Origin of the sequence: Nocardia sp. CWNU-33 (genome assembly GCF_046764895.1) — a bacterium.
Lineage (GTDB): Bacteria > Actinomycetota > Actinomycetes > Mycobacteriales > Mycobacteriaceae > Nocardia.
Genome location: NZ_JBKOQN010000047.1, coordinates 18,081 through 44,185, shown reverse-complemented (window position 1 = coordinate 44,185; position 26,105 = coordinate 18,081). Strand labels below are relative to the sequence as shown.

At 66.4% G+C, this 26,105-nt stretch carries 28 protein-coding genes and 6 tRNA genes; 20 read left to right on the top strand and 14 right to left on the bottom strand.

Features of this window, described 5'->3' with window-relative positions; all coding sequences use genetic code 11:
- The first annotated feature begins 487 nt into the window (after nucleotides 1-487).
- A tRNA-Gly gene (locus ACLMAL_RS35875) sits at nucleotides 488-559 on the top strand.
- Between the two features lie 358 nt (nucleotides 560-917).
- Entirely contained in the window at nucleotides 918-1,406 is a 489-nt protein-coding gene (locus ACLMAL_RS35870; protein ID WP_412003113.1) for a hypothetical protein, read from the top strand.
- Nucleotides 1,407-1,593: 187 nt separating this feature from the next.
- Here ACLMAL_RS35870 and ACLMAL_RS35865 read toward each other — a convergent pair whose 3' ends face one another.
- Both ACLMAL_RS35865 and ACLMAL_RS35860 read right to left on the bottom strand, forming a co-directional pair.
- A complete protein-coding gene (locus ACLMAL_RS35865) occupies nucleotides 1,594-1,761 on the bottom strand; it encodes a hypothetical protein (RefSeq protein WP_412003112.1) in 168 nt (55 codons plus the stop codon).
- A 555-nt stretch (nucleotides 1,762-2,316) separates the two neighbouring features.
- On the bottom strand, nucleotides 2,317-2,913 hold the full coding sequence (locus tag ACLMAL_RS35860) for a TetR/AcrR family transcriptional regulator (protein ID WP_412003111.1): 597 nt from the start codon (nucleotides 2,911-2,913) through the stop codon (nucleotides 2,317-2,319).
- 89 nt (nucleotides 2,914-3,002) lie between these two features.
- On the opposite strand from ACLMAL_RS35860, the gene ACLMAL_RS35855 reads away from it, so the two are divergent.
- On the top strand, nucleotides 3,003-3,485 hold the full coding sequence (locus ACLMAL_RS35855; protein ID WP_412003110.1) for an anthrone oxygenase family protein: 483 nt from the start codon (nucleotides 3,003-3,005) through the stop codon (nucleotides 3,483-3,485).
- Here ACLMAL_RS35855 and ACLMAL_RS35850 read toward each other — a convergent pair.
- Nucleotides 3,478-3,876: a hypothetical protein gene (locus ACLMAL_RS35850; RefSeq protein WP_412003109.1), complete on the bottom strand. Its 399-nt coding sequence runs from the start codon at nucleotides 3,874-3,876 to the stop codon at nucleotides 3,478-3,480. The two genes, ACLMAL_RS35855 and ACLMAL_RS35850, sit on opposite strands and share 8 nt — an antisense overlap.
- Before the next feature lie 173 nt (nucleotides 3,877-4,049).
- On the opposite strand from ACLMAL_RS35850, the gene ACLMAL_RS35845 reads away from it, so the two are divergent.
- Nucleotides 4,050-5,453, top strand: coding sequence for a pentapeptide repeat-containing protein (locus ACLMAL_RS35845; RefSeq protein ID WP_412003108.1), 1,404 nt, complete (start codon nucleotides 4,050-4,052; stop codon nucleotides 5,451-5,453).
- 56 nt (nucleotides 5,454-5,509) lie between these two features.
- On the opposite strand, the gene ACLMAL_RS35840 is transcribed toward ACLMAL_RS35845, so the two are convergent.
- On the bottom strand, nucleotides 5,510-5,905 hold the full coding sequence (locus ACLMAL_RS35840) for a VOC family protein (protein WP_412003115.1): 396 nt from the start codon (nucleotides 5,903-5,905) through the stop codon (nucleotides 5,510-5,512).
- A gap of 317 nt (nucleotides 5,906-6,222) precedes the next feature.
- On the opposite strand from ACLMAL_RS35840, the gene ACLMAL_RS35835 reads away from it, so the two are divergent.
- On the top strand, nucleotides 6,223-7,329 hold the full coding sequence (locus ACLMAL_RS35835) for an alcohol dehydrogenase catalytic domain-containing protein (protein WP_412003107.1): 1,107 nt from the start codon (nucleotides 6,223-6,225) through the stop codon (nucleotides 7,327-7,329).
- 211 nt (nucleotides 7,330-7,540) lie between these two features.
- Nucleotides 7,541-7,753, top strand: a complete 213-nt coding sequence (locus ACLMAL_RS35830; RefSeq protein WP_412003106.1) for an NAD(P)-binding domain-containing protein — start codon at nucleotides 7,541-7,543, stop codon at nucleotides 7,751-7,753.
- Here ACLMAL_RS35830 and ACLMAL_RS35825 read toward each other — a convergent pair.
- Entirely contained in the window at nucleotides 7,694-8,146 is a 453-nt protein-coding gene (locus ACLMAL_RS35825) for a MarR family winged helix-turn-helix transcriptional regulator (protein ID WP_412003105.1), read from the bottom strand. The genes ACLMAL_RS35830 and ACLMAL_RS35825 overlap by 60 nt on opposite strands.
- A 60-nt stretch (nucleotides 8,147-8,206) precedes the next feature.
- On the opposite strand from ACLMAL_RS35825, the gene ACLMAL_RS35820 reads away from it, so the two are divergent.
- Nucleotides 8,207-8,620: a MarR family winged helix-turn-helix transcriptional regulator gene (locus ACLMAL_RS35820; protein ID WP_412003104.1), complete on the top strand. Its 414-nt coding sequence runs from the start codon at nucleotides 8,207-8,209 to the stop codon at nucleotides 8,618-8,620.
- Nucleotides 8,621-8,629: 9 nt separating this feature from the next.
- On the opposite strand, the gene ACLMAL_RS35815 is transcribed toward ACLMAL_RS35820, so the two are convergent.
- Entirely contained in the window at nucleotides 8,630-8,866 is a 237-nt protein-coding gene (locus ACLMAL_RS35815; protein WP_412003103.1) for an alpha/beta fold hydrolase, read from the bottom strand.
- Between the two features lie 179 nt (nucleotides 8,867-9,045).
- On the opposite strand from ACLMAL_RS35815, the gene dapB reads away from it, so the two are divergent.
- The 8 genes from dapB to ACLMAL_RS35775 all read left to right on the top strand — a co-directional run bounded on the left by dapB (nucleotide 9,046) and on the right by ACLMAL_RS35775 (nucleotide 15,724).
- Nucleotides 9,046-9,792, top strand: coding sequence for a 4-hydroxy-tetrahydrodipicolinate reductase (gene dapB / locus ACLMAL_RS35810; protein ID WP_412003102.1), 747 nt, complete (start codon nucleotides 9,046-9,048; stop codon nucleotides 9,790-9,792).
- On the top strand, nucleotides 9,789-10,304 hold the full coding sequence (locus ACLMAL_RS35805; RefSeq protein WP_412003101.1) for a hypothetical protein: 516 nt from the start codon (nucleotides 9,789-9,791) through the stop codon (nucleotides 10,302-10,304). Before dapB ends, ACLMAL_RS35805 begins: the two co-directional genes overlap by 4 nt.
- A 166-nt stretch (nucleotides 10,305-10,470) precedes the next feature.
- Entirely contained in the window at nucleotides 10,471-10,749 is a 279-nt protein-coding gene (locus ACLMAL_RS35800; protein ID WP_412003100.1) for a hypothetical protein, read from the top strand.
- A gap of 54 nt (nucleotides 10,750-10,803) precedes the next feature.
- On the top strand, nucleotides 10,804-11,256 hold the full coding sequence (locus ACLMAL_RS35795) for a flavodoxin family protein (protein WP_379069872.1): 453 nt from the start codon (nucleotides 10,804-10,806) through the stop codon (nucleotides 11,254-11,256).
- 193 nt (nucleotides 11,257-11,449) lie between these two features.
- The gene (locus ACLMAL_RS35790; protein ID WP_412003099.1) at nucleotides 11,450-12,175 is read left to right on the top strand and encodes a LuxR C-terminal-related transcriptional regulator; all 726 of its coding nucleotides are present in this window, start codon (nucleotides 11,450-11,452) and stop codon (nucleotides 12,173-12,175) included.
- Nucleotides 12,172-13,461, top strand: coding sequence for a sensor histidine kinase (locus ACLMAL_RS35785; protein ID WP_412003098.1), 1,290 nt, complete (start codon nucleotides 12,172-12,174; stop codon nucleotides 13,459-13,461). Before ACLMAL_RS35790 ends, ACLMAL_RS35785 begins: the two co-directional genes overlap by 4 nt.
- Nucleotides 13,454-14,473, top strand: a complete 1,020-nt coding sequence (locus ACLMAL_RS35780; RefSeq protein WP_412003097.1) for a hypothetical protein — start codon at nucleotides 13,454-13,456, stop codon at nucleotides 14,471-14,473. The genes ACLMAL_RS35785 and ACLMAL_RS35780 overlap by 8 nt, the downstream gene beginning before the upstream one ends.
- 51 nt (nucleotides 14,474-14,524) lie before the next feature.
- Entirely contained in the window at nucleotides 14,525-15,724 is a 1,200-nt protein-coding gene (locus ACLMAL_RS35775) for a winged helix-turn-helix domain-containing protein (RefSeq protein ID WP_328403731.1), read from the top strand.
- Here ACLMAL_RS35775 and ACLMAL_RS35770 read toward each other — a convergent pair whose 3' ends face one another.
- Complete coding sequence (locus ACLMAL_RS35770) at nucleotides 15,725-16,177, bottom strand: hypothetical protein (RefSeq protein ID WP_328403729.1); 453 nt, start codon at nucleotides 16,175-16,177, stop codon at nucleotides 15,725-15,727.
- A 147-nt stretch (nucleotides 16,178-16,324) separates the two neighbouring features.
- Between ACLMAL_RS35770 and dapA the strand changes: the two genes are divergently transcribed.
- Together dapA and ACLMAL_RS35760 are read left to right on the top strand one after the other, a co-directional pair.
- Nucleotides 16,325-17,233 carry a 4-hydroxy-tetrahydrodipicolinate synthase gene (dapA, locus tag ACLMAL_RS35765; protein ID WP_412003096.1) on the top strand — a complete coding sequence of 303 codons (909 nt, stop codon included), beginning with the start codon at nucleotides 16,325-16,327 and terminating at the stop codon, nucleotides 17,231-17,233.
- Nucleotides 17,230-19,293, top strand: a complete 2,064-nt coding sequence (locus tag ACLMAL_RS35760; RefSeq protein WP_412003095.1) for an RNase J family beta-CASP ribonuclease — start codon at nucleotides 17,230-17,232, stop codon at nucleotides 19,291-19,293. Before dapA ends, ACLMAL_RS35760 begins: the two co-directional genes overlap by 4 nt.
- Nucleotides 19,294-19,354: 61 nt before the next feature.
- Here the strand turns inward: ACLMAL_RS35760 and ACLMAL_RS35755 are convergent, their stop codons facing one another.
- Complete coding sequence (locus ACLMAL_RS35755; RefSeq protein ID WP_328403723.1) at nucleotides 19,355-19,906, bottom strand: hypothetical protein; 552 nt, start codon at nucleotides 19,904-19,906, stop codon at nucleotides 19,355-19,357.
- A 63-nt stretch (nucleotides 19,907-19,969) separates the two neighbouring features.
- Nucleotides 19,970-20,338 (bottom strand): DUF4189 domain-containing protein, encoded by a 369-nt coding sequence (locus ACLMAL_RS35750; protein ID WP_328403721.1) that lies wholly within the window; start codon nucleotides 20,336-20,338, stop codon nucleotides 19,970-19,972.
- 259 nt (nucleotides 20,339-20,597) lie between these two features.
- Between ACLMAL_RS35750 and ACLMAL_RS35745 the strand changes: the two genes are divergently transcribed.
- Nucleotides 20,598-21,221, top strand: coding sequence for a TIGR03085 family metal-binding protein (locus tag ACLMAL_RS35745; RefSeq protein WP_412003094.1), 624 nt, complete (start codon nucleotides 20,598-20,600; stop codon nucleotides 21,219-21,221).
- A 157-nt stretch (nucleotides 21,222-21,378) separates the two neighbouring features.
- Nucleotides 21,379-23,964: a DNA translocase FtsK gene (locus tag ACLMAL_RS35740; protein ID WP_412003093.1), complete on the top strand. Its 2,586-nt coding sequence runs from the start codon at nucleotides 21,379-21,381 to the stop codon at nucleotides 23,962-23,964.
- Nucleotides 23,965-24,058: 94 nt separating this feature from the next.
- On the opposite strand, the gene ACLMAL_RS35735 is transcribed toward ACLMAL_RS35740, so the two are convergent.
- The 5 genes from ACLMAL_RS35735 to ACLMAL_RS35715 all read right to left on the bottom strand — a co-directional run bounded on the left by ACLMAL_RS35735 (nucleotide 24,059) and on the right by ACLMAL_RS35715 (nucleotide 24,799).
- A tRNA-Gln gene (locus ACLMAL_RS35735) sits at nucleotides 24,059-24,129 on the bottom strand.
- A gap of 4 nt (nucleotides 24,130-24,133) precedes the next feature.
- Nucleotides 24,134-24,207: transfer RNA gene (locus tag ACLMAL_RS35730), tRNA-Arg, on the bottom strand.
- 26 nt (nucleotides 24,208-24,233) lie between these two features.
- A tRNA-Leu gene (locus ACLMAL_RS35725) sits at nucleotides 24,234-24,307 on the bottom strand.
- 323 nt (nucleotides 24,308-24,630) lie between these two features.
- Nucleotides 24,631-24,702: transfer RNA gene (locus tag ACLMAL_RS35720), tRNA-Arg, on the bottom strand.
- 13 nt (nucleotides 24,703-24,715) lie between these two features.
- A tRNA-Tyr gene (locus tag ACLMAL_RS35715) sits at nucleotides 24,716-24,799 on the bottom strand.
- Between the two features lie 464 nt (nucleotides 24,800-25,263).
- Between ACLMAL_RS35715 and ACLMAL_RS35710 the strand changes: the two genes are divergently transcribed.
- Nucleotides 25,264-26,103: a serine protease gene (locus ACLMAL_RS35710; protein WP_412003092.1), complete on the top strand. Its 840-nt coding sequence runs from the start codon at nucleotides 25,264-25,266 to the stop codon at nucleotides 26,101-26,103.
- The last annotated feature ends 2 nt before the right edge of the window (nucleotides 26,104-26,105 follow it).

Here is a 26,105-nt window from a genome sequence, read left to right as displayed (position 1 = left end):
CTACCCGGTTCGACAAGCTCGCGGTTCGTTACCAGGCCACGATCCATGTCGCGGTGATCAATCAATGGTTGCGGCAGTCGTGAGGGCGAGCCGCAGGCCCGCCCTCACGACTTCGAGACAGAACCTAACCCGACACCCGAGGTCGCCGGGGCTGAGACTCGGCGGTGTCGGCGGGATCTCGAGCACGGGTCCTTGCGTCGGGCCACTTTGGATCGGGGCTACGGTGCGCACGACGAGAACTCACCCACTCGGTGCCAGGCCGATGCTGCTCACGCGAAAGCCGACCCGTCGCACCGGGCGTAGCGGTTGAGCAGTCAGCGCCACGCAACCGGTGCAGACGACTTTCGAACATCCGCGCAGACGGCTTCGGACATCGACCTGGACCGATGTATTCCACGCGGTACCGCGATTCCCCGACTCCTCGGTTGTGTCCGGTATCGTTCTTTTTCGCGCCACGACGGCAAGACCAAGCCATCAGGGCGTGCATGCGGATGTAGCGCAGTGGTAGCGCATCACCTTGCCAAGGTGAGGGTCGCGGGTTCAAATCCCGTCATCCGCTCTCATGAGGTTCTAGCAGTCACGTGCAGGCCGCATCTATCATCAGGCCGGACGCGGGATAGGTGGCCACCGTGCATTGAGTCCTGGTATCAGCAGCTACCAAGAGCAGCCGTCACGATTGTCACCAGTTCTCTTGCCTGCGAAGTTCGTTCGCATCGGCGGCGTTGCGGTCATCGAACCTGTGTTGCTCGCGCCGCGAGTCGACGGTTGACCGTCAATGCCAGCGAAATGCCAGCGGGGCCATATAGTCTCGGTCGTCGTATGCCATCGCAGGTGAAGGAGATGACGAGCGAGATGAGAAAGCAAGCAGGAACGATCCGCTGCGGGTTGCTGGCGGCGATGCCGGGCACGGGGGAAGCATGAGGCTACTTGCGCGCGTGGGGACCGCTATCGCCGGGACCGTTCTGGCCGCTGCAGCGGTTTCGATATCCAGTACCGGGGTCGCGAATGCCGACACGGTAGTAGAGGACCCGTCGAGCTACCTGGTCGGTGACACGGTGTATTTCAGCTACGGCAACATGGCGAATTGCGCCATCCGCCCGAACGGCGATGTCGGCTGTGACATCACCTCCGGCACGATGAACTGGAATGGCTTCCAGGTCGGCAATATTTCGATCGATCTGCCGTTTTTGCCCGCCCACCCGGCCTTCGGCCCGCTGGGCCAGCACGGTCGGCCGGGCAGCCTGCAGCTCAGTGGCGGCCGGCCCGCTCCGGGTACGGCCTATGGGTCGGATGCCAGCATCACCTACGCCGGCGTGACATGCGTCGGCAGCGGTTTCCGTGCCGAGGTGTCGTGTAGTTCGAAAGGTCACAGCTTCAGCTTCGGGTTCACTTCCGGCTACAACTGACGGTATCGAGCAGCGCGGATGTTGGCCCGGCTCCACGGTATAGAGCCGGGCCAATTTGCCGCCGATAAGGGCACTACTCCGCCTGCAGGGTTGATGTCCCTGACAAACATCCACTTGCTGTCAACGGTGTCGCAGAGGGTCGTCTCTGGGGGCTCATGTTCAGTGCCGGCGCGGCGCGCCTTCGGCGTTACTTCCGGCAGCCGCGCAACATCACGGCGATGTCGGCAGGCACTCCGTTCGCGGTGCAGTCGATCGCGCTGCCCTGCGTGATGTAGTGCCAGAAGCCCTGCACCGACGCCGCGAACAGGTATCCGGTGGGCTGCGGCGCGGCATCGGTGTGTTCCGACCACGCCATAGCCCAGTGTTCCTTGCATTGTGGTTGCCCGAGCACGATCGGAACCGATGAGACACGGCTCGCCTCCAGCACCTGTTGCAGTTGCTGCGGGGTTGCGCGCTCGCACGCCGTGCCGGCTGGGTTTGTCGCCGGCGCGGATCGTGTCGTCGTTTCCTCTGACGTGGCCGGAGCGCTGGTCGTCGTTTCCTCTGAGGTGGGCAGAGCACCGGTCCTCGTCGCCGGGCTCGAGGCAGGCGTCGTGGTGGACGCGGCTGTCGAACCGCTCGTCGAGACGGACCCGGTCACGGCCGCATCGTCCTGGCAGGCACTGGCACCCAGGACTACCGCGGCCAGAACGGCTGCTGAAATAGCAACTCTCACTTACGATCCCTCACATCTCGATAGCCGAAAAGTGCACACAGCAGGATCGTCGAACCCGGCCCAGATCATTACAGTCGTGACGCTCACAACGATGAATCGCGTGCTGCGCTGAGATGCCTGTCGGACCCAGAATCTGGCTCGACTCGGGTCGTTGACCAGGCTTTTGTGCAGCGAACCAGGCGGGTTCGGGTCCCGTCATCTGCTCTTTTCGAACAGTCCCGCTCGTGCACCGGTGAGTGCCAGTCGGGCAGCGGCGTCGGCGGTCGCGTCGGTCACCGGCTCCCGAGTGATGAGCGCGCGGAAGTAGATCGGGGCGACCAGCGCCTTGACGAGTTCGGCCGCGTCGGTGCCCGTGGGAAGTTCGCCGCGTTCGATGGCGCGGCCGACCACGGGGAGCGACGTGCGGATGCGATCGCGGAAGACGTGCCTGACGGCATCGGGCGGCCGGGCGGCACCCGTCGTCTCCGCGAGCAGTACCGACAAAACCGCCTGTCCGCCTGAGCTTTTCACCCAGGTGACCAAGCCTCGTGCCAGTCCGCGCAGGTCCTCGTCGATGGAACCCGTATCGGGGATGGGGATGTCGGTGGTGACGCTGTCGCCGAGTGCATCGGCGATCAGTGCATCGCGATCGGGCCAACGTCGGTAGACGGTGGTCTTGTGCACGCCGGCGCGGCGGGCCACATTCTCCACTGTGAGAGCCGCGTAGCCATGTTCGCCGAGTTCGTCGACTGTCGCGGCCAGCACGGCGGCGCGCACCTTCGGGCCACGTCCGAGCGGTGCGGTGGAACTCATTGCAACTCCTTGTTGCGATATCGGGTGAAGCAAGGCAAGCTCGATGCTATCGCAACTTGGAGTTGCAATGATTGAGACGGGAGTTACTCATGCTGTCGAAACTCGTTCGGTCAGCGGCGCTGTTGTTTCCCGGCCTGCTGGCCGGGGCCTTCGGATACGGCGCGGTCAATGTGCTGTACGCGTTCCGCGCGGTGCCGCTGGACGTTCGGTTCACCTTCCACACCACACTTATGCGGGTCAACGGCCCGGTCATGCAGATCCTCATGGGGCTGACCGTACTGAGCACGCTCGCCCTCGCCGCGCGGTCGACGTCCCGATCGCGATGGGCGGCTGCCTGCGCTGCGGCGCTTGCGGGCACCTCGTTCCTGGTCACGCGCCTGGGCAATGTGCCGATCAACCAGCAGATCAAGGTGTGGATGGTCAGCGGCCCACCCAGCGACTATGCCGCGATCCTGCGGCGCTGGGAGCTGTTCCACTTCACCAGGACCGGATGCGCGCTGGCCGCCTTCGTCTTGGTGATCGCCGTGGTAGTCGGATCATCGACCGCTGGCGGGCGAGCGGTCCTCAGGTAGAGACTTCGGTCTCGTGCACGGTGCGCCAGCGGAATTCAGGGCCCTCGGCGACCAGCACGGCAGTTACCTGTCGGCAACTTCCCGTGCCCGCGAGGCGATGCATCTCCAGAAAACGGACCACAACGGTGTTGCCTTCCCGTGCCAGCTCTTGCACGTCGGAAATATCGATCTTCAACCCCGGCTGGATATTTCGGGCACCACGCAACCCCGTGAGCAGCTCGGCCCGGCCGAGCACCTCACCCGAGGTGGTCACCATCGAGAACTCCTCGTGCTGGGCCGCGGCGAATCGATCGAAGACCTCCACGGCCGCGTCGGAACCGAGCCACGCGGCGAGGTCGGCGTGCAGCGTCTCTACCGCTGCCACCGGATCACAAGAGACGTCAGCAAACATCCGCGAATCATAGGGCCGCCGCGTGCCTGGCTCGCTTATCGGCGAGCTGTGCGCGTGTCGGTGCTACGGATGGACGGACGTTCGAAAAGGTTTGGGGCGCAGCGGTCACCGATCCGGTCCGGTAGTCGGGGAGCGACAATCCCGCTACCATGCGGAGATGCGATGGGGGGAGGTTGGGCGCCCGACTCCATCGCGCGGCATTGTTGCTGGCGGTGGTGACGGTCGTGCTGTGTGGCTTGGCGATCGCTGGTCTGACCTGGTGGTTGTTGTGGTGGGCACTGGGGGCGAAGGCGGAGACGCCGAATCAGTTGGACCTCACCAAGATCGCGCTGTCGGTGGCGGCGGGAGTGGGTGGCGCGGTCGCCCTGGTGGTGGCCTACCGGCGGCAACGGGATCTCGAGCGCGGGCGGTTCGCGGAGCTGTTCGGGGCGGCGGCCAAACAGCTGGGCGATGCCGATGTCGCGGTCCGTATCGCGGGGGTCTATGCGATGGCGGGGGTCGCCGACGAGTTCTCGGCTCCGAGCCGAAGGCAGCAGTGCATCGACGTGCTGTGTGGTTATCTGCGGCTGCCGTTCGATCTCGATGAGGCAGCCGATCACCTTGTGTCGCGGGCAGAGTCGACCGAGGCAGCCGGCGTCAAGGTCGAACGGGTCTATCAATTCCGGCAGAACGACAGCGAGGTGCGGCGAACCATCGTCAAGGTGATCGCCGACCACCTGCGGCGCTCGACAGACGTCTCCTGGTCGGATCGCGATTTCACCTTCAACCGCGCGGTTCTCGAGCAGGCGGATTTCCGATACGCGGTATTCGCGGGTCGACACACCTCGTTCGCGCGTGCGATTTTTACCGGCACCACGACATTCGAGCGCACGATCTTCGCGGGTTCGCATGTCACCTTTCGCGAAGCAACGTTCCGGAATGGTTCCGCACTGTTCGACCACGCCGAGTTCGGGTCGACTCGTGTCGAGAAGAACGAGGTCGCCGGCTTCGGAACCACCTTCGACGGCACCACCTTCGACTGCCCGGCGTCCTTCGAGAGCGTCACCTTCCGCGGCCCGCGCACCTCGTTCCTCGGTGCCCGTTTCCTCGGTGCCCGAACATCCTTCCAGGAGGCGAAGTTCCGTGCCGAGCGCACTTCGTTCGAGCGTGCGGCACTGGACGGCGAGCGGATCACCTTCGCGGGCGCCGAGTTCGCGAGCGCGCGAATCGCTTTCACCGGCACCCAGTTCTACGCTGCAACCATCGACTTCGACGACGCCCAACTGGGTGTGTCATCCCGGTTGCGCACCAGGGGAACTCGCGAAACAGACTTCACGCAGGCCGAATTCCACGGTGGCGTCACCTTCGCCCGCGCCACTCTCGGCGGCCGCACCGTCGACTTCTCCGACGGCGACTTCTTCGGCGATATCTCCTTCCGCACCACCCGATTCGCCGCGAACGAAGTCCGATTCGACCACCCCAGAGCCTGGGTCGGCGCACACTTCGACTGGGACGACAACCCCATCCGCAAGCCGACCTGCGTCAAGCCCAACCCCTGGCCGCCGGCACCGGTTCAGCCCGCTGCGCCGACCCGGTGACGAGGTTTGGGTGATGGCGGGGCGGCGTCCTGGTGACCGCCGCCGCGCCGTCGTGGTTACGTCGGCCAGCCGCCATAGGGGACGGTGATCAGTTCCATGAAATGGCCGTTGGGGTCTTTGAAATAGACGCCGCGGCCGCCGTCGTTGTGGTTGATCTCGTTGACGCCCTGTTGGCGGGGGTCGGCCCAGTGGTCCAGTTTGTAGCGCTGGATTTTGGCATAGGCCGCGTCGAACTCGGCCTCGGAGATCAGGAATGCGTAGTGCTGAGGCTGGATTTCGGTGTGGGGAGGGGGAACGTTCGCGAAGTCGAAGGTGACCCCGTTACCCGTGGGAAGCGGGATGAACGGGCCCCATTCCGCTCCGAGTTCCAAGCCGAGGATGTCTGCCCAGAATTCGGCGGACACCCGATTGTCGTGACAACCGACAATTGTGTGATTGAACTGTACTGACAGGGGATTTCTCCTCGAGTAGTGACGGTCCCGACCCTGGGCTCGGTACAAGGCGGCCTACAGGAGCACCATCACGGCCGAAAACGTTAGCACCAAATGTGCCGACCCTGCCAGCCTTTCGTGATCTTGATCATGTGCGGGCACGCACTCGCACGCTGTGCTCGGCACCCGAGGGACAGGGGCATCGTGGCTCGGCTCGGCTCGGCTCGGCTCGGCTCGGCTCGGCTCGGCTCGGCTCGAGCGGGTGGCGATGGCCGACGCTGGAGCGCTTTCGGTGCGTTCGCTGGGCGACGCGAATCGCGAGCGGTAGCGTCGGCGGCATGAAGATTCGTGGTGCGGTCCTGGAGCAGATCGCAGCGCCCGTGCCGTTCGCCGAATCGGCGCCGATCACCGTGTGCGAGCTGGACCTGGATGAACCGGGTCCCGGTGAGCTGCTGGTGCGGATCGAGGCGGCCGGGTTGTGCCACTCGGACCTGTCGGTGGTCGATGGAAACCGCGTGCGACCGGTGCCGATGCTGCTCGGGCACGAAGCGGCCGGTCGGGTCGAGGCGGTCGGCGCAGGCGGCACCGATATCGAGGTCGGGCAGCGCGTGGTGATGACCTTCCTGCCGCGCTGCGGTGCCTGCGCGGGCTGTGCGAGCGAGGGCCGGACACCGTGCGGGCCGGGCAGTGCGGCCAACAATGCCGGCGAGCTGCTCAACGGCGGGCGACGGCTGCACCGTGACGGCGCAGCAGTACACCATCATCTGGGCGTTTCCGCGTTCGCCACCTACGCCGTCGTGGATCGCAGGTCGGTGGTTGCGGTCGACGACGATGTGCCACCCGAGGTCGCCGCGGTGCTCGGCTGCGCGGTATTGACCGGCGGCGGCGCGCTGCTCAATTCCGCGCGGCCGGGACCCACTGACCGGGTGATGGTTGTCGGACTCGGCGGTGTCGGGATGGCGGCCTTACTTGTGGCCGTGTCGCTGGGTGGTGCGGAGGTCATCGCGGTCGATACCGTTCCGGAAAAGCTCGCTCTGGCCAAGGAACTCGGCGCCACCGCGGCATACACACCGGCCGAGGTCGTCGAGCTGGGTGTGCAGGCCGAGGTCGTTGTCGAGGCGGCTGGCAATATCCGTGCCTTCGAAACCGCGGTCGGCGCAACAGCGCCCGGCGGCACGACGGTCACCGTCGGCCTGCCCGCGCCCGATGCCAAGGCCAGCATTTCGCCGCTTGCCCTTGTCGCGCAGGGCCGTTCGATCGTCGGCAGTTACCTCGGCTCGGCCGTGCCTGCGCGCGATATTCCGGAGTACGTCCGGATGTGGCGCGAGGGACGACTGCCGGTTGAGCGGCTGGTGTCCGCGCACATCGGACTCGACGAAATCAACCATGCGATGGACGAACTCGCCGCCGGTCATGCGCTCCGCCAAGTGATCGTCTTCGGGTGACAGCCGGCCGCCTTCGGCAGCGAGCTTCGATGCGGACGTGATCGTCCTCATAGACCCGGCGTGGTCTTTGCGCGTGACCTGTTCGCTTACCTCGACGTAGGTATTCGACCGAAAAGTGAGTGCTTGCGGGCAGCCCGAGCGGCCTCGAAGACTTGTCTCCGTACCTCCGGGGTTCGATGCCCCGGTTCGGATCGTTAGGAATGGAGCCGCCATGACCGCTGGTGAGCGCACACCGGTGATCGTCATCGGGCTGGGTTCGATGGGCAGCGCGCTGGCCGAAGCTTTTGTCAGGGCGGGTCATCCGACCACCGTGTGGAACCGCAGCCCGGAGAAGGCGGCGTCGCTGGTGGCGCGGGGCGCGACGTCAGGAGCCTCGGCGCCCTGCGGCGGGGTTGTCGAGCGCGTCGATGAAACGGCCGAGTAGGCGGGCGAATTCGGTGCGTTCATCGGCGGTCCAGTCCGCCATCGCGGTGGCCATGGCGGCGCGGCGGCCGTCGCGCGCGGCGGCCACCAGACTTGCGCCGCCGGGGGTGAGGCGCAGCACGCCCCGGCGGCCGTCGTGCTGGTCGGCTACCCGCTCCAGTAGTCCGGACGAAACTGCCTGCGCGACAAGGCGGCTCGCGCGCGGCTGGTCGACACCCAATACGGGCGCCAACGTTCCGACAGTGGCGGATTCGGATTCGGCCACGGCGTCGAGGACGCGGAACACGGCGACGGGTACGGGTGACTTCCGTGCCAGCGCGCCGCGGGTTTGTCTGCGCCGGATTCGGACCATCGCCGCTTCGACCGCTGCGGTGACCACGTCGTGCTCTTCCATTGCGACTCGCTTTCATGTAAGACTACATGTAGTTGTAACAATACATGCTGTGGAGGAATGATGGCTGAGAAGCGCCTGATCGGGTACTGGCTCAAGGAACTCGATCGACTGATCAATGAGCGATTCGACGAGGATCTCGCCGCGGGTGAACTCAGTCGCAGGCACTGGCAGATGCTGCACTCGCTGGCCGAGGGGGCGCGTCCGGCAGGCGAGATCCGTGATGCCCTCGCGCCGTTCTGGACGCATGCGGGGGAATGGGAGCAGGAGGTCGCGCAGTTGGTGGAGCGCGGCTTCGTCGTCGCGGATTCGGGCACGCTGTCGCTGACCGATGCGGGCCGCGCAACGCATGACGAGGCGTTCATCCGAATCGGCCGCCGACGGCGTGCGATGGTCGAGGGCATCACCGACGAGCAGTACCTCGAGACGGTGCGCATGCTCGAAAAGATGGCCGGAAATATGGCTGCTGGTGCCTAGCGTGAATGGCTATGTCGCGCTGAGGAACCCGGTCACCAACGCTATATAGTCAGCAGGGCGGCTGATCAGCAGCGGGTGGCCGCCGGTCCGGATGGTGCGATATTCACAGTTCGGATGCAGCTCGAGCAAGCGGTCGGTCTGCGCAGTGGTGATGAGCGGGTCGTCGTCGGCGCGGAAGATCAGCGTGGGTCCTTGCCATGCCGGACCCGCCATGATTTCGTCGACGCGCTCGGCGAGTTCGAGCATTTGCCGATACGACCGGACAGAGCCGGCGCTGCCCGCCGGATCGGTCACCGCCTCGATCTGCGGTTGCGCACGAAAAACAGAAGTCTCGCCTCCGCTCAACCCAACGTAAGACGGCGGTCGGACCGTGTGCGGGTGCCCCCTTATAGGCTTGCGGAACTGGAGCGGAACGAGGAGGTGCGGTGACCATTCGGGTCGGAGTGCTCGGTGCACGCGGGAAAGTCGGACAGGCGATCTGTGCGGCGGTGGAGGCGGCGACCGATCTGGAGCTGGTTGCGGCCGTTGACAAGGACGATTCGCTCGAGGCGTTCGCCGAGTCGAACACGCAGGTCGTTGTGGATTTCACGCACCCGGACGTGGTGATGGGGAACCTGAAGTTCCTGGTGGAGCGTGGGATCCATGCGGTGGTCGGCACCACCGGTTTCGATGCCGCTCGGCTCGACGAGGTGCGCGGCTGGCTGGCCGAGCGCCCGGCGACCGGCGTGCTGATCGCGCCCAACTTCGCGATCGGCGCGGTGCTGTCCATGCGTTTTGCCGAACAGGCTGCCCGGTTCTTCGAATCGGTCGAGGTAATCGAGCTGCATCACCCGAACAAGGCCGATGCGCCCTCGGGCACCGCCTACCGCACTGCCGGGCTGATCGCGGCCGCGCGCGAACGTGCGGGCGTCGGCCGCAGTCCGGACGCCACCAGCACTGAACTCGAGGGTGCGCGCGGTGCCGATGTCGACGGGGTGCGGGTGCATTCGGTACGCCTGGCCGGGCTGGTCGCGCATCAAGAGGTGCTGTTCGGTACCCAGGGCGAAACCCTCACTATCCGGCACGATTCCATCGACAGGAACTCCTTCGCGCCCGGCGTGCTGCTCGGGGTCAGGGAGATCGCTAACCGGCCCGGCCTGACTGTCGGACTCGACCCGTTGCTGGATCTGTGAGCACACCGGAACCGGTCGAGTCGTCCGATCCCGGCCGCGGCGCCGAGGTACGCAAGGTCGTTGCCCTGCTTGCGGCGCTGGTCGTCGTGCTCGGTTTCTACTTCCTGCTGCTCGGCCGAATCTCGGTGAGCCTCATCGGTTCCGGTGATGTCGCCGCGATCGTTATCGGCATCGGCGTGCTGATCCTGCCGCTGCTCGGTGTGTGGATGGTGGTGGCCACCGTGCGCGCGGCACTGTCGCATCAGCACCTGGCTCGCCGCATCCATGACGAGGGTCTGGAACTCGACACCTCCGCGCTGCCGCGCCGCCCCTCCGGCCGCATCGAACGCGAGGCAGCGGACGCACTGTTCGACCGGGTCAAGCAGGAATGGGAGGCGGATCCGGATAACTGGCGCGTCTCCTACCGGCTGGCCCGCGCCTACGACTACGCGGGTGACCGCACCCGCGCCCGCGAAACCATGCGGCGTGCGGTGGCACTGGAGAGGCTGGAACACGACGACAGCGAGGGCTGAGGTCCTGCGCCCGCCAAGGTGGGGGTGATCCGATGAACCTGTCAGCATTATTTGCAGTCGATGTTGTGTCGGGTGTCGACGGACTACAGTTGATAGCAACAATCCGGCAATCATCCGGCTTCGACATTGGGCGTGGACCGGCCGTTCGACTGACAAGGAGCACAACATGCGAAGAGGCATTCTTGCGCTACTGGGTGTGTTGGCCGTGATTGCGGCCGCTCCGGCGGCGACGGCCGCCACGGGCGATCTGACCGTGGGCGGCGTCGTCTACAGCGACCCCTCAGGGTGTATCAACCTCGGTATCGAGGAGACAACCGAGTTCGTCAACGACACCAACAGCACCGTCACCGTCTACCGGACGGCAGGCTGCACGGGCGCTGCCACTGCGATTCTTGCGCCGGGCGTCTCCGGCACCTACACCGGCCAATCGGTGCAGATCGGCTGACGGCCGGCCGCAGCCTCGCCGACACCGGGTGCGGGCCGCGCTACGCTCAGCGACGTGCCCCGGTTGTTGATCGTTCATCACACACCCTCGCCGCACATGCAGGAGATGTTCGAGGCGGTGGTGTCCGGTGCGACGGACCCGGAGATCGAAGGTGTCGAGGTGATACGTCGCGCGGCACTGGCGGTGACACCGGTCGACATGTTGGCAGCCGACGGCTATCTGCTCGGGACACCGGCGAATCTCGGCTATATGTCCGGCGCACTCAAGCATGCCTTCGATGTGTGCTACTACCCGTGTCTCGACTCGACCGGCGGCCGCCCGTATGGGCTGTATCTGCACGGTAACCAGGGGACCGAGGGTGCAGAGCGGGCCGTCGAGAGCATCACCACAGGTATGGGCTGGGTCAAGGCCGCCGCCCCGGTAGTTGTTTCGGGGCCGCCGACGAAAAACGACATCCAGCGCTGCTGGGAGCTCGGCGCGACCATCGCCGCGCAGCTCATGTCCTGACGTTCGTCGCCCGCCACGTCGACATCCGGCCAGATTTCGCGAACTCGGCCGCAACCGAGCAGAATCTGCCACCGATGGCATCCGGTCGGCCCCCGGTTTTGGTGGCTGACCTCCGGGAGTATCTGCCGGGCATACTCATGGTGACGTTGTACCGGTGGGTCTATGGACGAGTTGCTCGGGATGGGAGTTCGAGGTGACCTGTGTCGAAGGTGGCGAGCGTGCGCCGCGACGGATTGGTCTCGTCGAAGACCACGAATCGGTCGCGATCGGGCTCGCCGCAATGCTGGCTCCGGAACCGGATCTCGATCTGGTGCTGACCGCGGGAACCGTGCCGGAACTGCTGGCCGCCGCCGTGCGCGCGGCGTCCGATAGCGCGACACCGCCAGTGCCCACCACACAGCCCGCGCTGGACTTGGTGGTGCTCGACCTGCGGCTGGCCGACGGGTCCTCGCCCGAGGACAACGTGCGTGCACTGCGCGACCGCGGGATCGAGGTCCTGGTGTTCACCGGTGCAGACAACGCCTTTCTGGTGCGCGCGGCCGCGAAGGCCGGCGTGCTCGGCGTCGTGCGCAAGTCCGAGGACGTTCCGACCGTGGTCGCGGCGGTGCGCAGGGCGGCTTCAGGCGAACAGGTGGTAACCACCGACTGGGCCGCGGCCATCGACGGCGACCCGCAGCTGTCCGACGTGGGCTTGAGCCCGCGTCAAGAAGAGGTGCTCACCCTGTACGCCTCCGGCGAGAAAGCTTCCCGGGTGGCCCGGCTGGCCGGTCTCTCGGAGCAGACGGTGAACGACTATCTCGGTCGGATCCGGCAGAAGTATGCCGATGCCGGCCGTCCGGCTCCCACCAAAACCGATCTGTACAAGCGGGCGGTGGAGGACGGGTGGCTACCGGTTCCCGAGCGGCATCCGCGCGCATGACCACGTCCAGCATGCTGGACACCCCTGCTACCACGGACTCCGTGACGCTCGACCGCTTCCGGTCGAGTCGCCGGCGCCGCCGCGTTGCGGCGGTGTCCGAGGAAAAACATGCCGAGCCGACGGCCGACTGCATTCTTCGCAGACTCGGCCTCGCCATCGGCCTGGGCGGGTTGATCGTCGCGGTGGTAGAGCTGCCCGACATCGTCGACCAGAGCCGATTCGTCTCAGGTGGCTGGACCGTGTTGACCGTGGTCCTTGCGCTCGGCTGGTTTCCGGTGCTCGCCGCGGTATCGCTCGGGCGGAGCAGGCGGGTGATTCGCACGGTCGCCGGTCTCGCGGCGGTGAGTTTCCTTGCGGCCATGGCAGCGATCCCGCTCGCCTACGCCGAGCCGACCTCGGACCCGTCCACGGTGTGGGTGTATCGGGTGCTTGCGCTCGGTGTGCTTGCGGCCGCCTTGGCGTGGCGGCCGCCGCTGTCGGTCATCTATCTGATTGTCGCAGCGGCGGATGCAGCGCTGGCGAATCGTGCCGTCGTGGCGGGCGGGACCACGTTGTCGTTGATCGGTGACTTCGCACGGGCCGTAGGACTGTGTGCGATGTTCCTGTGGGGCTCCACCTTTGCGCTCGCATCGGCGGCCCGCGTCGACCGGGAATCAATGCTCGCGAGCAAGCGCGCCGCAGCCGTGGCGGGCGCCGCGGCCCGGGATCGTGAGCAGGCGCGATTCGCCGCCCTGATCCACGATGCGGTGCTGTCGACCTTGCTCGATGCCTCCCGCGGCGGCACCGAGTCACCAGTGCTGCGCCAGCAGGCGGAGCGCACCCTCGACCAGCTCGACGAATGCCGTGGCGGCGACAGCGAACCCGATCATCTCGACGCGCAATCGGCGATCGGCTTCCTACGCTCTGCGGTGCACGAGGTGAATCCGGGCGTCCGATTCACCGCGCGGCGCTGGGCCGGACTCGACGATTTGCGGTTGCCGGTAGACGCCGCGGGCACCATCGCCGCCGCGCTCGCCGAGGCCGTGCGCAACAGTCTGCGCCACGCGACGGCGCCGGGCCGGTCGGTGCAGCGGGCGGTCACCGTCACGGTGAGTGCGGGTGGCATCCGTGTGGTGTTCCGTGACGACGGCGCCGGTTTCGATCTGGACCGGGTGCCCGTCGATCGGCTCGGCATTGCGGTCAGCATCCTCGGTCGGATGCGGCAGCTGGCCGGTGGGGCCGGATTCGTGGAATCCCAACCGGGAGAAGGAACTACGGTGACGTTGGTGTGGGGTGGCGATGGCTGACACCCACACCGAATCCGGGCTGCGCGATCTGCTCGGCCTGCGCGACCGCTGGGCGTGGCTTTTCCTGCTCATTTTCGAACTCACCATTGTGCTGTACATGCTGCGGACTCTGTCCGACTCCGCGCCGGTAGCCGGGCTTTCCGCACTGCTGATCATGGTCGTGGCCGGTGTGCTGGTGCTGGTGATTCCGGTCGACCCGCTGCCGTGGCCCGCCACCGTGTTCGTAGTAACTGCCGGACCGGTGGCGACGGTGCTGACCATCATCGATGTCGACCACGGGCTTACCAAACCGGTGTGGGCACCCTTCGCGTCGTCCTACGTCCTCGCGGTGCTGGTGCTGCGCGGCCGGTTGGGTGCGGCCTGGCTCGGCGTCGGCGGGATCGCGGCGGTGATCGCCATCGTGGGTGCGATGACCGGTGCGCGCGTCGGTGTGGTGGTCGGATCGGTGGTGCCGGTGGCGACGGTGGCCGGGATCTCGATCGGCGCGGCGATCATGCGCCCGATGCAGCGATCGCTGCGTTTGCTGCGGGAAGAAGCGACCATGCGCGCGGCGGCGGAGGCGACCATGGCCGCGGAGAACGGTGAGCGGGATCGACAGCTGGCCAAGCTCGACAAGGTCGCGCGTCCGATCCTCGAACGCATCGCGGGCGGGGCCGAACTCAGCGCGGCCGAGCGCGAACAATGCAGGCTGCTGGAGGCCGAATTGCGCGACGGGCTGCGCGCGCCACAGTTGGTGACCGACGAGCTGAGCAGCGCCGCCCGCGGCGCCCGCTCTCGCGGTGTCGAGGTGGTGTTGCTCGACGACGGTGGCTTCGCCGGTGTGCCGCGCTGGGTGCGTCAGCAGGTCATCGAGTCGGCGACCAAGGAATTGGACGCGGCCAATGCGGGCTCGGTGACTGTGCGCGTGCTGCCGATGGGCCGTCGGATCCTGGCCACGGTGCTCGCGAATGCGCCGGAGCGCGATCGGCGCACCGAGATCGACACCGCGGGAGAGGTGTCGGTTTCGACGTGACCGCGGCGGGCACGGCGGCGCTTGTCGGACCGTCGTGGCAAAGTGCCGGTCATGCGGAAGATGAGTGCGGCGGCGGCGCGACGAACAGCCTTGGCCGCGCAGGGGTTCGGCAGGCGCAAACCGGTCGCGCCGACCCGCCGGACGGTGCTCGATGTGCTGGGCAGAACGCAACTGCTGCAACTGGATTCGGTGTCTGCGGTGGTGCGCGCACACTATGCGCCGGTGTTCAGCCGGATCGGCGACTACGACCGCGCGCTGCTGGACGAGGCCGCCTGGAGCAACGGGGTGCGACGCCCGCGCAAACTCGTCGAGTACTGGGCGCACGAGGCGGCTTTGATCCCGGTCGAGGACTGGCCGTTGATGCGGTGGCGGATGGCGAAATACGACCACGGTCGCTGGGAGGGCATGAGGCGGGCGGTGGAACGCAATCCCACACTCGGCAGAGACATTCTGGATGTCATCACCGAGGTCGGTGCGGCGACTGCCGGGGAGGTGGAGCGCCACCTGGAACTGGACAAGCCACGCCCCAAGGGTTCCTGGTGGAATCTCAGCGATACGAAAATGATCTGCGAGCAGCTCTTCGCCAAGGGCTCGCTGTCGGTGGACAAGCGGGTCGGCTTCGCCCGGCATTACGATCTGGTGGAGCGGGTGATTCCGCCGGAAGTCTTGGCGCGCAACGTATCAGAGGAAGAGGCGATCCGTGAGCTGACGCGGCGCGCGGCAACCGCGCTCGGTGTCGCGACCGAGGCCGATCTGCGCGACTACTACCGGACCCATCGCACCCAGACCGAACCGGCCATCGCCGAGTTGGTGGACGCGGGGGAACTGGAACAGGTCGAGGTCGCGGGCTGGGACAAACCCGCCTACCTGCGCGTCGGCGCCGCGACACCGCGCCGGATCGAGGGCGCGGCCCTGCTGTGCCCGTTCGATCCGCTGATCTTCTTCCGGGCGCGCACCGAACGGCTCTTCGACTTCCACTATCGGATCGAGATCTACACGCCGGAACCCAAACGGGTGCACGGCTACTACGTCTTCCCGTTCCTGCTCAACGGTGAACTCGTCGGCCGGGTCGACCTGCGCGCCGAGCGCGCGACCGGGCGGCTGCTCGTTCCCGGCGCGTTCGCCGAGCCCGGTTACCGCACACCGGAGACGGTGGCCGCGCTCACCGAGGCACTGCGTGAGATGGCGGACTGGCTGGAGCTGGACAAAGTGGTGATCGGTGACCGCGGGGACCTCGCCCCGCTGTTGTGATCAGACGTCGCGCTTGGGCCCGTAACCGCGCATCTGGTCGCGCAGCGCGCCTGATACGACGCCCGACAGCCACGAGTTGAGCGACATATTGCTCTGTGCGGCCGCCTCTTCGGCGCGCGATTTCAGTTGCTCGACCAGTCGTAGCGTGACGCGGCTGATGTCGCCGGTCATTTCTTCGAAGCTCGGATGGTCGTGGTCGGCGGTGGTCGCGGAGTTCTTGCGCACATCCACGCTGGCGTCGGTGCCGTCCACGGAGACGTGCACGGTGCGGTCGCCGAGCGCAGTGCTGACCTCGGCGGCCAGGTCCGACAGCGCCGCGAGCAGCGCCAGCCGGGTCGCGCTTTCCGCAGCCGCGGCCAGCGCGGCGGCGGTGGCCTGGGTTTTTTCGTCGCCTAGCGCGGCAGCGGCGATCAGGTCGTCACGCAGCCGGGTGGTGTACTTGTTGAGGTCCATGACATCAGTGTGACGCCATTCGTGATGTCATACAAGGCGCAGGCTGACGCCATCGCTCTGCGGTAAGAGGTGAATCACTCGCACGGGCAGTCCGATCGGCGGTCAGGGTGTCGAGGGCGTTCCCTGGAGCGGGTAGCCTTTCTGACCATGACGAACGGTGAATCGACGCCAACGGAGCTGCGCGCGTCCGGCACAGTAGGTGTCGCGATGGTGACCCCCTTCAGTGCCGAGGGCAAGCTCGATGTCGATGCCGGCGTTGCGCTGGCAGCCCGTCTGGTCGAGCGCGGCGTCGATCTGCTCGCGATCTCCGGCACCACCGGTGAATCGCCCACCACCACCGAATCCGAGAAGGCCGATCTGCTGCGTGCCGTTGTCGATGCCGTCGGCGACCGTGCCACCGTGATCGCAGGTGCGGGCACCTACGACACCGCGCATTCCATCGAACTCGCGCGCAACGCGCAGCGGGCAGGCGCCCATGGTCTCCTGGTGGTGACCCCGTACTACTCGCGTCCCAGCCAGGCCGGCCTGCTTGCTCACTTCACCGCCGTCGCCGACGCCACCGACCTGCCGGTCACGCTGTACGACATTCCGCCGCGCTCGGTGGTCCCCATCGCCACCGACACCATCCGCAAGCTCGCCGAGCACCCGCGCATCGTCGCGGTGAAGGACGCCAAGGGTGACCTGAACGCGGGCGCGGACCTGATCGCCACGACCGATCTGGCCTTCTACTCCGGCGACGACTCGCTGAACCTGCCCTGGCTGTCGGTCGGCGCCGTCGGATTCATCAGCGTCATCGGGCATCTCGTGCCTGAACGGCTGCGCGCGCTGAGCGACGCATGGGCCGCGGGCGACGTGGTGCGTGCCAGGGAGATCAACGTCAGTCTGTTGCCGTTGAACGCGGCGATGTCCCGGCTCGGTGGTGTCGCCATGAGCAAAGCCGGGCTGCGATTGCTCGGCGTAAACGTAGGGGAGCCACGGTTGCCACAGCTGATGCCCACCGCCGAACAGCTCGACGAGCTGTCCGCTGACCTGCAGATTGCCGGGGTGCTCGGATGAGCGAACCACTAGCACGCCGTCCCCGCCGGACCGCCTCCCGTGCCGCGGGCGCCCCCGCCCCGGCCGCGCCCAAGCGCGCTGCGCAGCCGGCTCCACAGGACAGCCCGGTGGAGCTCGACAGCATGGTCGAGGCCGCCGCTGCGGCGCAGTTCGAGACGGCCGGCCAGACCGCGAGCACCGTGCAGACCGCGGGCACAACGCAATCCGGCGCCCGGCGTGCCAAGCAGGCCGCACCGGACAAAACGCCCGCCAAGAGAACCGCGGCCAAGAAGTCCGCCGCCAGCGAGCAGCAAGCGCCGGCGAAGAAGCCGGGACGCGCCCGCCAGCAGTCCGGCCGGGGTCGCGCCGAACAGGCTCCCGCCCGCCCGGTCGATCGCCCCATCGCCGATCGCCTGGGTGCACCGCCGAAGTTGCCCAAGAACGGTCTGCGTGTCTTCGCCCTCGGCGGCATCGGTGAAATCGGCCGCAACATGACCGTATTCGAGTACGGCGGCAAGCTGCTGATCGTCGACTGCGGTGTGCTGTTCCCCGAGGACCAGCAGCCCGGCGTCGACCTGATCCTGCCCGACTTCCGGCCCATCGAGGACCGGATCGACGATGTCGTGGCTGTGGTGCTCACCCACGGCCACGAGGACCACATCGGCGCGGTGCCCTTCCTGCTGCGGCTGCGCCCCGACATCCCGGTCATCGGCTCGAAGTTCACCCTCGCGCTGGTCGCCGCCAAGTGCAAGGAGCACCGTCAGCGTCCGAAGCTCACCGAGGTCACCGAGGGTGAGCGCACCACACACGGTCCGTTCGAGTGCGAGTACTTCGCAGTCAACCACTCGATCCCGGATGCCATCGCGGTGGCCATTCGCACCCCCGCCGGAGTCGTGCTGCACACCGGCGATATCAAGCTCGACCAGCTGCCTCTCGACGGTCGCCTCACCGACCTGGCCGGGTTCTCTCGCCTCGGCGACGAGGGCGTCGACCTGTTCCTCGTCGACTCCACCAATGCCGAGGTGCCCGGTTTCGTCACGCCGGAACGCGAGATCGGCGGTGTTCTGGACACGGTGATCGGCAAGGCACGCAACCGCGTGATCGTCGCGTCGTTCGCCAGCCATGTGCACCGCATCCAGCAGGTCGTCGATGTCGCGCAGAAATATGGGCGGCGGGTGTGCTTCGTCGGGCGCTCGATGGTCCGCAATATGGAGATCGCCCAGGATCTCGGGTACCTGACGGTCCCGGACTCCGTCGTGGTCGATCTCGATGTCGCTGCGACCCTGCCAGGGGACCGGCTGGTGCTGATCTCGACCGGCTCGCAGGGTGAGCCGCTCTCAGCGCTGTCGCGGATGGCGCGCGGCGAACACCGACAGATCAACATCCGTCAGGACGACTTGGTCGTGCTGGCCTCCTCGCTCATCCCGGGCAACGAGAACTCGGTCTTCGCGGTGGTCAACGGCCTGGCCAGGCTCGGCGCCACGGTGATCACCCAGCAGAACGCGAAGGTCCACGTCTCCGGACACGCCTCCGCGGGCGAACTGCTGTACCTGTACAACGCGGTCCGGCCGACCAACGCCATGCCGGTGCACGGGGAATGGCGGCATTTGCGTGCCAACGCCGCACTGGCCATTGCTACCGGCGTGCCGGAGGACCGGGTCGTGCTCGCCGAGGACGGCGTCGTGGTCGACCTGGTCGACGGGATCGCCTCGATCGTCGGACGGGTCCCGGTCGGGCACGTCTACGTCGATGGTCTTTCGGTGGGCGATGTCGGCGAATCGACCCTGTCGGACCGGCTGGTGCTCGGCGAGGGCGGGTTCATCTCGATCACCGTCGCAGTCGACTCGTCGACCGGCAAGGCGGTCAGCACTCCTGAGGTGAGTGGCCGCGGGTTCTCCGACGACCCGACCGCCCTCACCGACGCCGCGGAACTGGTCGAGGCCGAACTGTTGCGGCTGGCAGGCGAGGGCGTCACCGACACGCACCGCATCGCGCAGAGCGTGCGCCGCGTGGTCGGGCGTTGGGTGGCCGACGTCTACCGTCGCCGCCCGATGATCGTGCCCACCGTCATCGGGGTCTAGCACACAGAAAACCGCCGGATGATGGTGACATCATCCGGCGGTTTTTGTATGTAGTGGAAGCTTACTTGGCTTGGCAGGCAGCCGAATCCAGCTTCGCCGACTTCACGACGTTGCAGGTGAACTGGTGGGAGACCTTCCACTGGTCACCCTCGGCGACGAACTCGACGAAGGCGTTCTGCACCGGTTCACCGTTGATGGTGACCTTTGCGTCGGCCTTCAGCTTGCCGTCCTTGGGCTCCTGCACGCCGGTGATCTCCACCTTGACGTTCTGTGCCTTTGCGGCCTCGACGAGCTTGTCGACCAGCTGGGGATCGCGCTCGGCGTCCTGCACCCAGCTGATCTTTTCCTCGCTGCTGACGCTCGGGTCGAACGCCTTGGTGATGCGCTCGTTGAGCAGACCGACGGCCGGCTTCGCCAGGTTCGGCGGCGTCGTGGTCTTCGCGGATCCCTCCGCGGTGCCCTCGCCGCTCTTACCGCTCTCGAACTTGCCCGGCGCCGAGGTCGGCGTGCTGGAGCCCGACGATGAGTCCTTGTCGGAGGTGCACGCGGTGAGGCCGAGTGCCGCCGTCGCGAGTACGACCGCGACCGCCGCTCGAATTGTTCTGTGCTTCACTAAATTTCCCCTGGAATGAGTTGTCGCGGACCTGTACGGACCCGACGGAGGTGGGTGTCGGAGTTACAGCGAGTAGCCGCTGGTGCAGCGCCAGTCCACGACATAGCCGCCGGGCACCCGGCTCAACGCGGCCGATTTGGCGGCGGAGTAGCTGGCCCGAGCGGACGCGCTCCACTGCGACGACGAGCTGGCGAGGACACCGCAGCCGTTGGTCCACGAGATCAGCACCGAGCAACCGTAGCCACAGGCCGACACGGCGGAATTCTCCGCGGCCGAGTAGCTGCCGTAGTTGTTCGAGATCGCGTAGTCCCCGTCGTTGGAGACGGCAATGGCGCCGTAGTACCCGTACGCGGCTTGCGCGGGAGCCGCGGTGGCCAGCACAGATCCAACCGTTGCCGCCATGATGGCGGCACCGGTGACGAATTTCTTCACAGGTGAATCCCCTTCTTGCTCACAGGTCCACGACCCGATGGACCGAGTGACAAGCTACAGAGCCGAGGCCTCGAGCGCTACCCGAGAATTCGGGGCGCGGCCGTCGGATCCACTCGGCGCCGGGCGATGCCGGGGGAATTACGGCTCCCCGCACCGGGCGTGCGGTGGACAGTGTTGCCGAGCGAAAGCCAGGGCGCAACTTCGATAACTTATTGTGCGGCAATGTCGATGCCTCAGCCGATCGACTATGTTCGAGCACGTGAGCATGGCACAACGGGAGCGTCGGGCGCTGGTCGAGACGATGTCCGCCGTGGGACCGGACGCACCCACCCTTTGTGGGAAGTGGACCGTGCGAGAACTGGCTGCACACTTGGTGGTTCGTGAGCGCCGCCCCGACGCGGCACCGGGGATCATGCTGAAACCGTTTTCCGGGTATCTCGACAGTGTGCAGGCAAAGATTGCGCGCAAGCCATTCCAGGAGCTGCTGGAGGAGGTTCGCACCGGACCGCCGTGGTGGTCACCCCTGCGCCCGGTCGATGCCGTCGCCAACCTGTCCGAGATGTTCGTCCACCATGAAGATGTGCGCCGTAGTGCGCCGGGGTGGGAGCCGCGCACGCTGTCGGATGCCGATGAGGCGCGGCTGTGGTCGCTGCTGCGCAAGATGGCACGAATGGCATATCGGAAAGCGACGGTCACCGTCGTGCTCGCGACGCCGGACGGCGACCGGGCGGTTGTGCACACGCAATCCGAGGCCGAAGTGACATTGACCGGCAAGCCTTCGGAATTGCTGCTGCATGCCTTCGGTCGCGACGAAGTTCGCCTCGAGACCGCCGGCGCACCGGGCGATGTGCGCGCCGTGCTGGCCCTCGATCGCTCGGTGTAGCCGCAGTACGCTCGACACACGCGCGGCGATTCGGGTGCGAAGCGAGCTCGACGGCGGCGGGTGCGACCTGGGCTTCCGTATGATTCGGCAGGGTTGAGACGGCCGATACCAGTGTTGCGGATGGTCCGGATGGGGCGTTTGCGGCTAGCCTGAGGTCATGGCAGGTAAGTCCCGCAGCTCCACGACCTCTCGTGCGCGGGCGGGATCGGCCCGGGGGAGGACCACCACGGCACGGTCCCGCTCGGCAACACCACGCGGTGCCGCCACCCCGCGCGGCACCGCCCCCACTCCACGTCGACGCGGCACCACCACCCGCCGCCCGGCCCCTCGCAAGTCCGACACTGCGCCGCTCGCGGTGATCAGCCGTGGCATCACTAGCGGTTGGACCATGCTGGCGCGGGGTCTCGGCGCCACCACCCGCACGATCAGCCGGGCGGGCGAGATCGAACACGGCCATCGTCGCGACGGCATCGCCCTCGCCCTCATCGCGCTGAGCGCAGTGATCGCGGCGGCAGTCTGGCTGTCGGCGGGCGGCCCGGTCGGACACTGGGTCGAGGAAGCCATCCGCGCGGTCTCCGGATCCGCGTCGGCCGGACTGCCTTTCGTGGCCACCGCTATCGCCATCGTGCTGATGCGCACCGAGGCGAAGCCGGAGATTCGGCCGCGCCTGGTGCTCGGCGGAATGCTGGTCGGGTTGCCCATCCTCGGCCTCTGGCATATCGCCGCCGGATCGCCTGCCGATGCGCACGGCCGCTCCCGCGCTGCGGGTTTCGTCGGTTTCGTGATGGGCGGCCCGATCACCAACGGGCTCACCGCGTGGCTCTCGGTGCCGATTCTATTGCTGGCCAGCGTCTTCGGCGTGCTCCTGCTGACCGGCACCACCGTGCGCGAGGTGCCCGACCGGCTGCGGGATTACTTCGGCATCGGCACTGGTGGCGACGAATACGGTGAGTACGACGGCGACTACGACCCGGCGGAGTACGACGCGGACGGCTTTCCGCTGCATCGTGCCGGCGCGTCGACGCGACGCGGACGGACCCCGGTCGAGAACTATCCGCCCGATGAATTCGGTAATGCCGACGCGGTCACCGAAGTGCTCGGCGAGCCGCCGCTGCGCGACGCCAAACCGATTGCGGTCGAGCCGCCCGAGGAGCCGCCCAAGCCGAAGAAGCGGCCGGCCAAGGTAGCCGATCAGACACCACCTCCGCCGAAGCAGATGGAACTGATCGCTGATCGCGAGATCGAGGGCGACTATGTGTTGCCGCCGCTCACTCTGCTGACCGACGGTGATCCGCCCAAGAAGCGCAGCGCCGCCAACGAATCGATGATCGAGGCGATCACCGAGGTGCTGGTGCAATTCAAGATCGACGCGGCGGTCACCGGATTCGTGCGTGGTCCGACGGTCACCCGCTACGAGGTCGAACTCGGGCCCGGCGTCAAGGTCGAAAAGATCACCGCGCTGACCCGCAATATCGCCTACGCCGTTGCGACGGAGAACGTTCGACTGCTCGCCCCCATCCCCGGCAAATCCGCCGTCGGCATCGAGGTCCCCAATGCCGACCGCGAACTGGTTCGCCTGGCCGATGTGCTCAAAGCACCCTCGACCCGAAATGACCACCACCCCTTGGTGATCGGGCTCGGCAAGAACATCGAAGGCGATTTCGTCTCGGCCAACCTCGCGAAGATGCCGCACCTGCTGGTGGCAGGGTCCACCGGTTCCGGTAAATCGAGCTTTGTGAACTCGATGCTGGTCTCGCTGCTCGGGCGGGCTACTCCCGACGAGGTCCGGATGATCCTCATCGACCCGAAAATGGTGGAACTCACCCCCTATGAGGGTATTCCGCACCTGATTACGCCCATCATCACCCAACCCAAGAAGGCCGCTGCCGCGCTGGCCTGGCTGGTGGAAGAGATGGAGCAGCGGTATCAGGACATGCAGGCCAACAAGGTTCGCCACATCGACGACTTCAACAAGAAGGTGAAGTCAGGTGCGATCACCGCGCCGCTGGGCAGCGAACGGATCTACCGTCCTTATCCGTACATTCTCGCCATCGTCGATGAGCTCGCGGACTTGATGATGACCGCGCCGCGCGACGTCGAGGACGCGATCGTGCGGATCACCCAGAAGGCCCGCGCCGCAGGCATTCACCTGGTGCTTGCCACACAGCGGCCGTCGGTGGACGTGGTGACCGGCCTGATCAAGACGAATGTGCCCTCCCGCCTCGCCTTCGCCACGTCTTCGCTCACCGACTCCCGAGTCATCCTCGACCAGCCCGGCGCGGAAAAGCTGATCGGCATGGGCGATGGCCTTTTCCTGCCCATGGGCGCTGGCAAGCCGACCCGGTTGCAGGGCGCTTTCATCAGCGACGAGGAAATCCATGCCGTCGTCGATTTCGCCAAGAACCAGGCAGAACCCGAATACCAGGAGGGTGTCACCGCCGCGAAGGCAGGCGAGAAGAAGGATGTCGACCCCGATATCGGCGACGACCTCGACGTCTTCGTCCAGGCTGTAGAACTCGTGGTGACATCCCAATTCGGCTCCACCTCGATGCTGCAGCGCAAATTGCGCGTCGGCTTCGCGAAGGCAGGCCGGCTGATGGACCTGATGGAAACCCGTGGCGTGGTCGGCCCGAGCGAAGGCTCGAAGGCCCGCGACGTCCTCATCAAGCCCGACGAGTTGGATGGTCTGCTGTGGTCGATCCGTGGTGGCGCCGAGGTGCCCGACAGGACCGACGCGGAGTGAGACGGTAGTAGCTCATCGTGGAGTCGAACCACGCGATCGGGCCTTATGAGAGCCCGACGGCATCCTGCATGAGCCGTGTGGAGTGAATCAACAGCTGGAGTGCCAGGATTCGAACCTGAACCGACGGTTTCAGAGACCGCTGTGCAGCCGTTACACCACACTCCATCAGTGCGCTCGGGAGGACTCGAACCTCCAGCCGCCGGCTTCGTATGCCGGTGCTCCATCCATTTGAGCTACGAGCGCGCTCACCCGCCTAGGCGCGCGGATTGTTCCCTCGGCGAGATTCGAACTCGCACTGTCCGGCTTCTAGGGCCGGTGCCTCTACCCGTTGGGCTACGAGGGATCGGTTGTTCTCAATACTCTGGTCCGACAAATTCATCCAGCTCTGCGCAGCGTCCCGGCGAGCCACGCAGATGTTTCTCGCGTTCATCTGATGTCGATATTCCAGTGCGGCGGTGCGTTTCGGTGCGAGAAGTGTCAGAGGTGAGCAGTGCGCCCGCAGACGCGTGAATGCGTGAGTTGTGCCTGCGGAAAGCATCCAGCTGGCCAGTAACTGTTCTGTGATCTCGAATCATCAGTTGCCTCCTCGAATTGTCAACTAGTGGAAGGACTTCCGCGATGTCTGCTAACCGGCTACGTAGAACGGCTCCGCGGTCCGGCAACCCGATCCCGCGGGTGGAATCGAACCACCGACCTGCGCCTTCGGAAGGCGCCGCTCTGTCCACTGAGCCACGCGGGCGTGAAAACTACGTGGCAGCAGAAGGATTCGAACCTCCGGTGGCATGATCGCACCTGATTTACAGTCAGGTCCCTTCGGCCGCTCGGGCATGCTGCCATGAAAAAAGGTCATTCCTCGGCGGGTGCCGCGGAATGACCCCTGTTGCAGGTCTTCTCGAGATCGAGACCTCAGGGGCCGCTCACACGCATCGCGCGATCGCCGAATTGCATGGCCGAACGTAGGACATAGGCAAGCCAGGCATTGTCTAGCAATCGCTGCCGTCGCTGCTGGGTCTGCCCGATCATCCGCCTGTGCCTTTCTGTGGTTCGTGGGTTCGCTGTCTCCGACGGTAGCACCGAGGCTCCCGGTGGGGAACCGATTTTTATTGTTCGGGCGTCGGCGCCGGACCTGAATGCGAGGGCGATCGGTACCGGTGGGCGATCGCGCTACCACCCGGCGCGCGGTACGGATGTTACGACACGCCTCGCGATTCGGGGGTTCTCCGCATCCACACCGCTACCGTTGACATCCGGCGGTTGCGGTACTTCACCTCGTCAGTGTGGTCGGTGGGAAGGGAAGCGATGAGCAAGGCCTTTGTTCGGTGGCGGGCGTTCGCGACGGTGGTTTTCGGCGCGAGTGCGCTAGTGGTGGGGATGTCTACGCCTGCATCGGCGATCGTCGGCGGTTATGTGGCGGCCGATGATCAATTCCCGTGGACGGTCAGCGTGCAGAAGGGTGGCGCGCACGCTTGCGGCGGCGCTGCGCTCAACAGTCGTACCGTGATCACCTCGGCGATGTGCGTTCGTGGCGTCCGGCCGGAGCAGTTGAAGCTGCGGTACGGCTCGCTGCGGCACGATTCCGGCGGCAGCGTGGTCGACATCGAGAAGATCGTGGTGCATCCCCGCTACGACGTGGTCAACCGCGAAAACGACATCGCCGTGCTGCACACCTCCGAGAACCTGTCGTTCGGGACGAACGCCGCAACGGTGTGTCTGCCAGAACCGGGGAGTGACCCCGGAGGCGGTGTGATCGCGCAGGCGTCGGGGTGGGGGGCGTTGCGCGAAGGTGGTGAGACGCCTTCGCAACTGATGGGCGTTGATCTGCCGACCGTCAGCCGTCAACAAGCTCAGGGCCAGTACGGGGTCGCAGCGGTCACCGCCAACATGATCGCCGCCGGCCTCGACGCGGGTGGTAAATCGCCCGGTGCGGGCGACGAGGGCAGTCCCCTGGTCACCCGCAGCAACGACAAGGCGACGCTCGTCGGCCTGTACTCCTGGGCCGGAGGTAATGCGCGCCCCGGCTACTCCGCCGTCTTCACCCGTGTCGGTGGCTATGTGGACAACTTCCTCGCCGACAACATGCTCGGCGCCGGTGACGGCTCGACCACAAACGAGCCCTGCGGGCAACCCGTCGTACCGTGATC

What these genes read in the sequence shown, in the direction of transcription:
- ACLMAL_RS35830 (WP_412003106.1), top strand. Translation starts at nt 7,541, where the DNA reads ATGACCGCTGGTGAGCGCACACCGGTGATCGTCATCGGGCTGGGTTCG.
- ACLMAL_RS35780 (WP_412003097.1), top strand. Translation starts at nt 13,454, where the DNA reads ATGGCTGACACCCACACCGAATCCGGGCTGCGCGATCTGCTCGGCCTG.
- ACLMAL_RS35855 (WP_412003110.1), top strand. Translation starts at nt 3,003, where the DNA reads ATGCTGTCGAAACTCGTTCGGTCAGCGGCGCTGTTGTTTCCCGGCCTG.
- ACLMAL_RS35760 (WP_412003095.1), top strand. Translation starts at nt 17,230, where the DNA reads ATGAGCGAACCACTAGCACGCCGTCCCCGCCGGACCGCCTCCCGTGCC.
- ACLMAL_RS35850 (WP_412003109.1), bottom strand. Translation starts at nt 3,876, where the DNA reads ATGTTTGCTGACGTCTCTTGTGATCCGGTGGCAGCGGTAGAGACGCTG.
- dapA (WP_412003096.1), top strand. Translation starts at nt 16,325, where the DNA reads ATGACGAACGGTGAATCGACGCCAACGGAGCTGCGCGCGTCCGGCACA.
- ACLMAL_RS35800 (WP_412003100.1), top strand. Translation starts at nt 10,471, where the DNA reads ATGCGAAGAGGCATTCTTGCGCTACTGGGTGTGTTGGCCGTGATTGCG.
- ACLMAL_RS35825 (WP_412003105.1), bottom strand. Translation starts at nt 8,146, where the DNA reads ATGGAAGAGCACGACGTGGTCACCGCAGCGGTCGAAGCGGCGATGGTC.
- ACLMAL_RS35820 (WP_412003104.1), top strand. Translation starts at nt 8,207, where the DNA reads ATGGCTGAGAAGCGCCTGATCGGGTACTGGCTCAAGGAACTCGATCGA.
- ACLMAL_RS35775 (WP_328403731.1), top strand. Translation starts at nt 14,525, where the DNA reads ATGCGGAAGATGAGTGCGGCGGCGGCGCGACGAACAGCCTTGGCCGCG.
- ACLMAL_RS35860 (WP_412003111.1), bottom strand. Translation starts at nt 2,913, where the DNA reads ATGAGTTCCACCGCACCGCTCGGACGTGGCCCGAAGGTGCGCGCCGCC.
- ACLMAL_RS35865 (WP_412003112.1), bottom strand. Translation starts at nt 1,761, where the DNA reads ATGGCGTGGTCGGAACACACCGATGCCGCGCCGCAGCCCACCGGATAC.
- ACLMAL_RS35740 (WP_412003093.1), top strand. Translation starts at nt 21,379, where the DNA reads ATGGCAGGTAAGTCCCGCAGCTCCACGACCTCTCGTGCGCGGGCGGGA.
- ACLMAL_RS35785 (WP_412003098.1), top strand. Translation starts at nt 12,172, where the DNA reads ATGACCACGTCCAGCATGCTGGACACCCCTGCTACCACGGACTCCGTG.
- ACLMAL_RS35710 (WP_412003092.1), top strand. Translation starts at nt 25,264, where the DNA reads ATGAGCAAGGCCTTTGTTCGGTGGCGGGCGTTCGCGACGGTGGTTTTC.
- ACLMAL_RS35870 (WP_412003113.1), top strand. Translation starts at nt 918, where the DNA reads ATGAGGCTACTTGCGCGCGTGGGGACCGCTATCGCCGGGACCGTTCTG.
- ACLMAL_RS35770 (WP_328403729.1), bottom strand. Translation starts at nt 16,177, where the DNA reads ATGGACCTCAACAAGTACACCACCCGGCTGCGTGACGACCTGATCGCC.
- ACLMAL_RS35835 (WP_412003107.1), top strand. Translation starts at nt 6,223, where the DNA reads ATGAAGATTCGTGGTGCGGTCCTGGAGCAGATCGCAGCGCCCGTGCCG.
- ACLMAL_RS35815 (WP_412003103.1), bottom strand. Translation starts at nt 8,866, where the DNA reads ATGCTCGAACTCGCCGAGCGCGTCGACGAAATCATGGCGGGTCCGGCA.